This window comes from Amycolatopsis sp. NPDC003861 (genome assembly GCF_053605405.1).
In genome coordinates this window covers 1-8,846 of sequence record NZ_JBSGJD010000328.1, presented here as the reverse complement: position 1 = coordinate 8,846, position 8,846 = coordinate 1, and the positions used below count along the sequence as shown (strand labels likewise).

The following is an 8,846-nucleotide window of genomic DNA, read 5'->3' as shown; positions in this document are numbered from 1 at the left end:
GCGGTGATCGCGGCATGAGCGCGACGCTGCTGCGCGAGCCTCCGGCGGCTCCGGCCACGCGCCGGCGGGGACGGCCCGGGCGGCGGGCCCGGCTCCTGGGCCTGCCTCTGCTGCTGGTGCTGGCGTTCCTCATCCTGGTTCCGGCCGGGTTCATCCTGCTGGCGGCATTCAGCGACGACGTACCGCGCCCGGGCAGCATCCGGCTGTCGCTCACCCTCGGCAACTTCGGCGTGCTGGTCGAGGAAGGCGTGCTCGGCGCGGCCTTGAACTCCGTGCTCATCGCCGTCCTGGCCACTGTGCTCGCGCTGTTCATCGGCGGCTCGCTGGCGTTCGTCGCCGCGCGTACCAACGTCCGGGCCAAGGCCTTCGTGTTCCTGATCGGCCTGATGCCGCTGTTCCTGCCCTCCTACGTCGGGGCGCTGGCCTGGTCGATCCTCGGCAGCCCGGGCGCGGGCCTGATCAACGTCGGGTTCCGCGACCTCGGGCTGACCGGTCCGGTCGACATGTACTCGATCGGCGGGGTCGTCACGGTGATGGCGATGTACTACGCGCCGTATGCCTTCCTGATGATCCACAGCTCGATGGCGTTGATGAACCCGGACCTGGAGGACGCCGCCGGGGTGCACGGCGGTTCGCCGCTGCGGACCATCCGGTCGGTGACGCTGCCGCTGTCGCTGCCCGCAATCCTCGGCTCCGGCCTGCTGATCTTCATCCTGGTCTTCGAGAACTTCCCGGTGGCGCAGGTGCTGGCCACCCCCGGCGGGGTCGACACGCTGCCGACGTTCATCTACAAGCTGATGAACACCACGCCCTCGCGCGGCAACGAGGCGTCCGTGCTGGCGGTGGTCCTGGTGGCCGTCGTCGTCGCGGTCACGCTGGCGCAGCGGCGGTTCCTCGGCAAGCGGTCGTTCACCACGGTTTCCGGCAAGGGCGTGAAGCCGCGGACGCTGGCGCTGGGCCGCTGGCGGACGCCGGTGCTGCTCGCGGCCGTGCTGTACTTCCTGCTGTCGATCGTGCTGCCGCTGGCCGGGCTGTTCCTCACCGCCGTGCGGGTGTCGCCGTACATGCGCTCCTTCGGCAGCCTCGCCGAACCCGGCGCGCTGGACATCAGTTCGTTCGTCAGCGCGATCACCTCGGACGCGTTCACCGGCGCCGCCTTCAACAGCGTCTTCGTCGCGGTGCTGGCCGCCGGGGGCGGCACGGTGCTGGCCTTCGCCGCGGCCTACGCGGTGTACCGGACCAGCTCGTACGCGCGGGCCGCCATCGAGGCGGTGGCCATGGTGCCGCTGGCGATCCCGGCGGTGGTGCTCGGCATCGGGCTGCTCTGGACGTGGCTGGTCATGCCGGTCCCGGTCTACGGCACGCTCTGGGTGATGGTCATCGGCTTCGTCGCCGTGCAGATGCCGCAGGGATTCCGCGGGATCGCTTCGGCCATCCAGGCGACCGACCGGGACCTCGAGGACAGCGCGGTGCTGCTCGGCGCCCGCCGGACGCGGGCCATCACCTTCGTCACCGTGCCGCTGATGCGGGTGTCGATCTTCTCCACCTTCCTGCTGCTGCTCATGCTGAGCATGCGCGAGCTGACGGTGCCGCTGTTCCTCTACACCAGCGACACAGAAATCCTGTCCATCGCCATCTACGACCAGTTCGAGAACGGCGGCGCGCTCCGCGAAGCGGCGGCGACCGCGCTCGTCTACTGCCTGATCATGTTCCTGCTCAGCTACCTGCCCCGGCGCATCGGCGCGCGGAACGGAGCACCCGGTGCCTGACTCCACGAAGAAGCTGGTGGCCGTGGCCGCCGTCGTCACGCTGATCCTGTCCGGCTGCGGCCGCCCACCGTCCAAAACGGACCAGGCCGCCCGGCTGCTGCCGCCCGCTCAGGTCGACACCACCGACGGCCTGCGGATCGACGGCGAACTGGTCGCCGACCGGCAGCTCTACGCCGCGGCCAAGAAGAGCAAGGTCGTCTTCTACTCGGCCGCGGGCAAGGAAGCCGAAGACCTCACCGTCGCCCGGTTCACCGCGGAGACGGGGATCAAGGTCGAGCTGACCCGGCTGCCGAACAACAAGCTCGCCGAGCGCGCGCTGTCCGAGAACGGCGCGGGCAAGCTGACCGCGGACGCGATCCGGCTCACCGATCCCCGGGTGGCGCGGAAGTTCGAGCAAGCCGGTGTCTACGCGCCCTACCGGACGCCGTTCCACGACCTGCTCGAAAAGCAGGGCTCGCTGACCAGCCCCACCTTCTTCACCGGCTACTACTTCGTCAACGCCGTCGGCTACAACTCGGCCCTCGTCACCGACCCGCCGACGAAGTGGACCGACCTGCTCGACCCCCGGTTCAAAGGCGAGCTCGGCATGGTTGCCATCACGACCGGCGGCACGCTCAACGCGCTGACCCGGTTCCAGCTGGAGACCTTCGGGCAGGAGTTCCTCCAGCGCGAGGCGCAGCAAAAACCGCGGATCTTCAACTCGACGTCCACCCACGTCGACGCGCTCGCTCGCGGGGAGATCTCGATCGGGCCGGTGAGCTTTAACAACGCCTTCGCCGCCGAGGTCGCCGGCGCCCCGATCAAGCTGCTGGTGCCGGACGACGGCGTGTCGGCCTCGCAGGGCCCCTTCGGCCTGACGAAGAAGGGCACCGCAAACCCCGCCGCCGAAGTCTTCGCCAACTGGTCGCTGTCGCGGTCGGGACAGCGGTTCGTCGGTGCCCAGGGGTTCGTGCCGGTCCGCACCGACATCGGCCCGGTCAAGACCGGCGACTACCAGCTGCCCCCGGCGAACTCCCCGAAGTTCCACCTGCTCACCGAGGCCGGGTTCGCGCAGTACGCCCGCAGCGACGAAAAGCTGTGGAAGGACACCTTCGGCTTCATCGGCTGAGGCCCACCAGAAAGCGAGTTTCTCTTGACCGCAGTCATGACGGACCGGGCAGCCCTGCTCGACTCGGTCCACGGCTTCGCCCGCAAGCACCTGGCCGACGGCGCGCTCGACCGGGCCCACGACCCCCGCTACTCCTGGGAGCTGGCGGAACTGCTCGGGCAGCAGGGCCTGCTCGGGCTGACCATCCCCGAAGCGGACGGCGGGCAAGGCGCCGGCCTCGGCAACGCCGTCGCCGTCATCCAGGCCATCGCCCAGTACTGCCCGAAGAGCGCGGACATCGTGCAGGCGGGCAACTTCGGCGCCATCCGCACCTTCGCCCAGTTCGGGACGGCGGAACAGAAGGCGAAGTACCTGCCGGACCTGCTGGCCGGGCGGGCGCTGCTGTCGCTGGGCATGAGCGAGCCGGAAGCCGGTTCGGCGGCCACCGAGCTGACCACGACCGCCACCGAGGACGGCGAGCACGTCGTCGTCGACGGCAGCAAGATCTGGTCGACGCACAGCGTCGACGCCACCCTGTTCCTCGTTTACGTCCGGTTCGGGCCGGGCACCGGCAACATCGGCTCCGTGCTGGTCGAACGCGGCACCCCGGGCTTCACCCTCGGCAAGCCGTCGGCGTACATGAGCGGCGAGATGTGGGCGCCGCTGTACTTCGGGAACTGCCGGATCCCGCGCGAGAACGTGCTGCTCGGCCCGGGCGGGTTCAAGAAGCAGATGAGCGGGTTCAACGTCGAGCGCATCGGCAATGCGGCGCGCTCCTTGGCGCTGGGGCGCCTGGCGTTCACCCTCGCCCGCGACCACGTCGGAACGCGCACGCAGTTCGGCCGTCCCCTCAACGAGTTCCAGGGCATCCAGTGGAGCTTCGCCGAGGTCGCCGTCGCCCTCGACGCTGCCGAGGCGCTGCTGGACCGTGCCGTGCGCAATGCGGAGGACGGCCTGCCGTCGGCCTACGAGACGTCGGTGGCGAAGCTGGCCGCCAACGAAGCGGGGTTCAAGGCAGCCGACGCCGCGATGCAGGCGATGGGCGCGCTCGGCTACAGCACCGAAACGCTCGTCGAGTACTGCATGCGCCGGACCCGGGGCTGGATGATCGCCGGCGGGTCGACCGAGATGCTCAAGAACCGCATCGCCGAAGAGATCTTCGGCCGCCGGTTCAGCCAGCGGGCGCCGCGATGACCGTCCACCTCCAGCGCGAGCGCGAGGTCGCGCTCCTGGTCATCGACAATCCGCCCGTCAACACCACCACCGCGGCTTTGCGGGCCGACCTGGTCAAGGCCCTCGCCGAAGCCGCGGCTGACGACTCCGTCCGCGCGGTCGTGCTGATCGGCGCGGACCGGCACTTCGTCTCCGGCTCGGACCTGCGGGAGTTCGAAGACGACCTGCCCCGGCCGGAACTGCCCGAAGTGATCGCCGCGATCGAAGCCTGCCCGAAACCCGTCGTCGCGGCCCTCTCCGGGACGACGCTGGGCGGCGGGTTCGAGCTGGCCCTCGGCTGTGACGCCCGGATCGCCGTGGCCGGGACCCGGATCGGCCTGCCGGAAGTGACGCTCGGGATGATCCCGGGCGCCGGAGGAACCCAGCGGACCCTGCGCCTGGCCCGGCCCTCGCGAGTGCTCGACCTGGTCACCTCGGGCAAGGCCGTCGAGGCCGAGCAGGCGCGCGAGGACGGGCTCATCGACGAGGTCGTTCCCGGGGCCCTGCGCGACGAGGCGATCGCCTACGCGCGGCGCGTCGAGAGGAAGCGGAACCTGCTGGAAGAGCCGGTTTGCTCCGAGGAACCGGGTGCGCTGGAGGACGTTGCCCGGCGGGTGGTCGCCCGGTACGGCGCCCGGCCCGCCGTGCTCGCGGCGATCGGTGCGGTGTTCGCAGGATTGGCCCTGCCCGCCGCCACGGCGTTGCGCCACGAACGCGCGGAGTTCCACCGGCTGCGCACCGGCCGGGAAGCCGCGGCGCGGCGGCACCTGTTCTTCGCCCGTGCCGCCACCCGCAAGGCGACGCGTCCGGCCGGGGCCTCGCCGGCCGCGGTCGGCGTCGTCGGGGCGGGGACGATGGGCGCCGGGATCGCCCGCGCGTTCCTCGAAGCGGGGGTCGCGGTCACTCTGGTCGACCGGAACCGGTCCACCCTGGACGCGGCGAAGGCCGGGCTGGAGCGGGCCTGCGCCCATCAGGTCGGGCAGGGACTTCTCACCACCGGCGACGCCACCGGGGACCTGGCCGCGGCCGGGCTCGTGATCGAGGCGGTGTTCGAAGACCACACCGTCAAGGCGGACGTGCTCGCCGAACTGGAGAAGGTCACCGCGGACGGAACCCCGCTGGCCACCAACACGTCCTATTTGGACATCGACGTCCTCGCCGCGGAACTGAGCGACCCCGCGCGGCTGGTGGGCCTGCACTTCTTCAGCCCGGCGCATCGCAGCGAGGTCGTGGAGGTCGTTCGCGGGAAGCAGACCTCGGACGCGTCGATGGACGCCGCCTTCGCGGCCGCGCACGCCCTCCGGAAGGTCCCGGTCGTCGCGGGTGTCTGCGAAGGCTTCATCGGCAACCGGATCTTCCACGCCTACCGCCGTCAGTGCGAGCTGCTCGTGGAAGACGGTGCCCACCCCGCCGATGTCGACGCCGCGTTGACCGGGTTCGGCTTCGCGATGGGGCCGTTCGCCGTCGCCGACCTCGCCGGCCTGGACATCGCCTGGCGCAACCGCCGCCGTCACGACGCCGATCGCGATCCCCGGGAGCGCTATCCCGACGTCGCGGACCGGCTCGTGGAGCGAGGACGGCTCGGGCAGAAGACGTCGGCCGGGTGGTACCGGTACGAGCCGGGTTCCCGCACGCCGCTGCCCGATCCGGTCGTCGACGAGCTGATCGCACTGTCCCGCAGGGAAAAAGGCGTCACGCCCCGGCCCGTCGATGCCGAAGAGATCCTCGAACGCGCGCTCCTGGCGATGGCCAACGAGGCCGCGCTGGTGCTCGCGGACGGCATCGCCGCCGCACCGGGCGACATCGACCTGCTACTGACTCTCGGCTACGGGTTCCCCGGCCACGAGGGCGGCATCGCCTTCTGGGCGGCGGGCCAGGAGCCGGCGTGGCTGGAGCGGGCGCAGCAGCGGCTGGCTGAGGCCGCCGGCTGGGGTTTCCGCGCCGGCGACCTCGCCCTGCTTGCCTGAATTCAGGAGAAGACGCCTTGCTGAGCGACCGAGGCGACGACGACGCCGTCGGAGTCGTGGATCAGTCCGCGGGCCAGCCCGGTCCCGGCCGTGCTGGCCGGGCTGTCCTGCGAGTACAACAGCCACTCGCCGGCCCGGACGTCGGCGTGGAACCACAGCGCGTGGTCGAGGCTGGCGACCCGGCGCCCGGACGCGCCGAGTTCGCCCCGGGCCAGGTCGATCACGGGCAGCAGGGACCGGTCCGAGGCGAACGCCAGCACCGCGCGGTGCTCGTTCCGGCCGGCGGTTTCGGCGGGACCCGAACGGAACCAGAAGCACCGGTGGTGCGGGTCGTCGACGTACCGGATGTCCAGTGGCCGCGACGCGGTGAGCCAGTCGCGCCGCGGGGGCCGGTTGATCCCGTCGGCGGGGAGTCCCCGTGCACGGCGTTCGTGCAGCGCGGGCAGGCGTTCCGGCGGCGGGACCACCGGCATGGCCCCGGACACCGCGGCGACGGGTGGCCGGCTTTCGGCGAACGTCAGGCCGATCAGGGCCAGCTGCGCGCCGTTCTGGGTGACCGACACCGACCGCACCGAGAAGGAACCGCCGTCGCGCACCCGCGTCACGGCGTACCGGAGCTCGCCACCGGCCACGCCCGGACGCAGGAAGTACGCGTGCAGCGAGTTGACGATCCGGCCGGGGGACACCGTGTGCGCGCCGCTCAGCACGGCCTGGCCGAGCAGGTGGCCGCCGAAGACCCGTTGCGCGAATCCTCGCGGCGGGAAACCCGAGAACCCGTCGCCGTCGAGAGGGTGCACGGCCAGCCGATCGAGCAGGGAAGTGTCGTTGACCTGTCCGGCTGTCGAGGACTCGTCGCCCATCGTGAGATCGGCCGCAGAAGATGTCATGACATAGAATATACTCTATAGAGTTAGTGGAACGGGTGCCGTCCGGTGCCCTTCGACGTCAAGGAGCCGCACGATGAGCGACACCGCGAAGACCGGCCTGCTGCACCCGCTGCTCTACCCGGACAGCGTGGCCATCGTCGGTGCTTCCGACGATCCGGCGAAGACCACCGGACGGCCGCAGCAGTTCCTCGCCCGCTCGGGGTACCGGGGCCGGGCCTACTTCGTCAACCCGAGGCGGGAGACCGTCCAGGGCGAGCAGGCGTGGCCGAGCCTGGCCGCCCTGCCCGAGGTGCCCGACCACGTCTACGTCATGACCGGCGCGGAAGCGGCGATCGACGCCGTCCGCCAGTGCGCCCGGCTGGGTGTGCGGGTCGCGACGGTCCTGTCGTCGGGATTCGCCGAGGAAGGTCCGGAAGGGCGTGCGCGCGAGGACCGGCTGCGGGCGGCCGCGGCCGAGGGGAACGTGCGGGTCGTCGGGCCCAGCAGCCTCGGCGTGGTGAACCCGGGCGCCGGGGTGATGCTGACCGGGAACGCCGCCTTCGGGGAGCCGGACCCGCCGTGCGGCGGGGTGTTCGTCGCCTCGCAGTCCGGCAGCGTCATCGGGGCCCTGGTCAGCCGGGCTCGCGGCCGCGGCGTCGGGTTCGCCGGCCTGGTCTCGACCGGCGGGGAGGCGGACCTGTCCCTCGGCGAGATCTGCTTGTCCACAGTGGAGGATCCGGCGGTCACGTCCTACGCGCTGTTCCTCGAGTCGCTGCGGCACTCCGAGGACCTCGCCGCGTTCGCGCGGGCCGCGCACGAGGCCGGGAAGCCCGTCGCCGTCTACAAGCTGGGCCGCTCCGACGAGGCTGCCGCGCTGACCGTGTCGCACACCGGCGCGCTGGCCGGTGAAGACGCCGAGTCCGAAGCCTTCTTCCGCGCCTGCGGGTTCGCGCGGGTGTCCCACTTCGAAGGGCTCGTCGAAGCGCCCGCGCTGCTGGAGCGGATCGCCACCGGAAAGGCCCGCGAACCGCGGATCGGCGTGGTCACCACGACCGGCGGGGGAGCGGCGATCATGGTCGACCAGCTCGCCCTGCGGGGTCTCACCATCGCCGGGCCCAGTGCCGACCTGGTCACGGCCATGAACACCGCCGGCGCGCCGGTCCCGCACAGCCTCATCGCCGACCTCGGTCTCGCCGGGGCGCGCCACGACGTGGTCACCGCCGCCCTGCGGCTCATGCAGGACAGCGGCGAATTCGACCTCATCGTGTTCGTGATCGGGTCTTCGGCGCGGCTCAACCCGGAGCTGGCCGTGCAGGCCATCGCCGAGCAGGGGGACCATGCGGTGCCGGTGGTCGCGTTCGCCCTGCCCGAAGCGCCCGACGCCGCCGCATTGCTCACCGCGTCCGGCGTGCCCGCGTTCCGCACGCCCGAGTCGTGCGCGGACGTCGTCGCCTCCGCGTTCGGCCGTCGTGAGTGCAGCATCGGCACCGCTTTCGCGCCCGTGTCCGCCGGGACGTCCGAGGTGCTCGACGAACGGGCGTCGGCGGCGCTGTTGCCGATCGCCCGCCCGCCCACGGTCGTCCTCGACGTCGCCGCCCTCGACGAGCCGATCGACGTCCCGTTCGCGTTTCCGGTCGTGGTCAAGGCACTCTCGGCGGAACTGCCGCACAAGACCGACGCCGGAGGCGTGGTACTGGGCGTCGAAGACGGTGCCGGAATCCGCGCGGCGGCCAAGCAGATCGTCGCCGCGGTGGCCGAGCACGGGGTTTCCCTCGACCGGGTGCTGGTGCAGCAGATGGCCACAGGCGGGGTCGCGGAGGCGCTGGTGGGCTACCGGGTGAGCGAGGACGTCGGGCCGCTGGTGGTGCTGTCCACCGGCGGGATCATGGCCGAGCTGTTCGCCGACAGCGCGGTCCGGATCGCGCCGGTCACCGCGGAGACGGCA

The 8,846-nt window shown here is 71.5% G+C and carries 6 protein-coding genes; 5 read left to right on the top strand and 1 reads right to left on the bottom strand.

Features of this window, described 5'->3' with window-relative positions; genetic code table 11:
* The first annotated feature begins 14 nt into the window (after window positions 1–14).
* The 4 genes from ACWEVN_RS43550 to ACWEVN_RS43535 are packed head-to-tail and all read left to right on the top strand — an operon-like array spanning window position 15 to window position 6,035.
* Window positions 15–1,769 carry an ABC transporter permease gene (locus ACWEVN_RS43550; RefSeq protein ID WP_452055187.1) on the top strand — a complete coding sequence of 585 codons (1,755 nt, stop codon included), beginning with the start codon at window positions 15–17 and terminating at the stop codon, window positions 1,767–1,769.
* The gene (locus ACWEVN_RS43545) at window positions 1,762–2,877 is read left to right on the top strand and encodes an ABC transporter substrate-binding protein (protein ID WP_452055186.1); all 1,116 of its coding nucleotides are present in this window, start codon (window positions 1,762–1,764) and stop codon (window positions 2,875–2,877) included. Before ACWEVN_RS43550 ends, ACWEVN_RS43545 begins: the two co-directional genes overlap by 8 nt.
* A 36-nt stretch (window positions 2,878–2,913) precedes the next feature.
* The gene (locus tag ACWEVN_RS43540) at window positions 2,914–4,050 is read left to right on the top strand and encodes an acyl-CoA dehydrogenase family protein (RefSeq protein ID WP_452055185.1); all 1,137 of its coding nucleotides are present in this window, start codon (window positions 2,914–2,916) and stop codon (window positions 4,048–4,050) included.
* Window positions 4,047–6,035: a 3-hydroxyacyl-CoA dehydrogenase NAD-binding domain-containing protein gene (locus ACWEVN_RS43535; protein ID WP_452055184.1), complete on the top strand. Its 1,989-nt coding sequence runs from the start codon at window positions 4,047–4,049 to the stop codon at window positions 6,033–6,035. Before ACWEVN_RS43540 ends, ACWEVN_RS43535 begins: the two co-directional genes overlap by 4 nt.
* 2 nt (window positions 6,036–6,037) lie before the next feature.
* On the opposite strand, the gene ACWEVN_RS43530 is transcribed toward ACWEVN_RS43535, so the two are convergent.
* Window positions 6,038–6,922: an acyl-CoA thioesterase gene (locus tag ACWEVN_RS43530; RefSeq protein ID WP_449683804.1), complete on the bottom strand. Its 885-nt coding sequence runs from the start codon at window positions 6,920–6,922 to the stop codon at window positions 6,038–6,040.
* Window positions 6,923–6,995: 73 nt separating this feature from the next.
* Here ACWEVN_RS43530 and ACWEVN_RS43525 point away from each other — a divergent pair.
* A partial coding sequence (locus ACWEVN_RS43525; RefSeq protein WP_452055183.1) for an acetate--CoA ligase family protein occupies window positions 6,996–8,846 on the top strand: 1,851 nt, incomplete at its 3' end.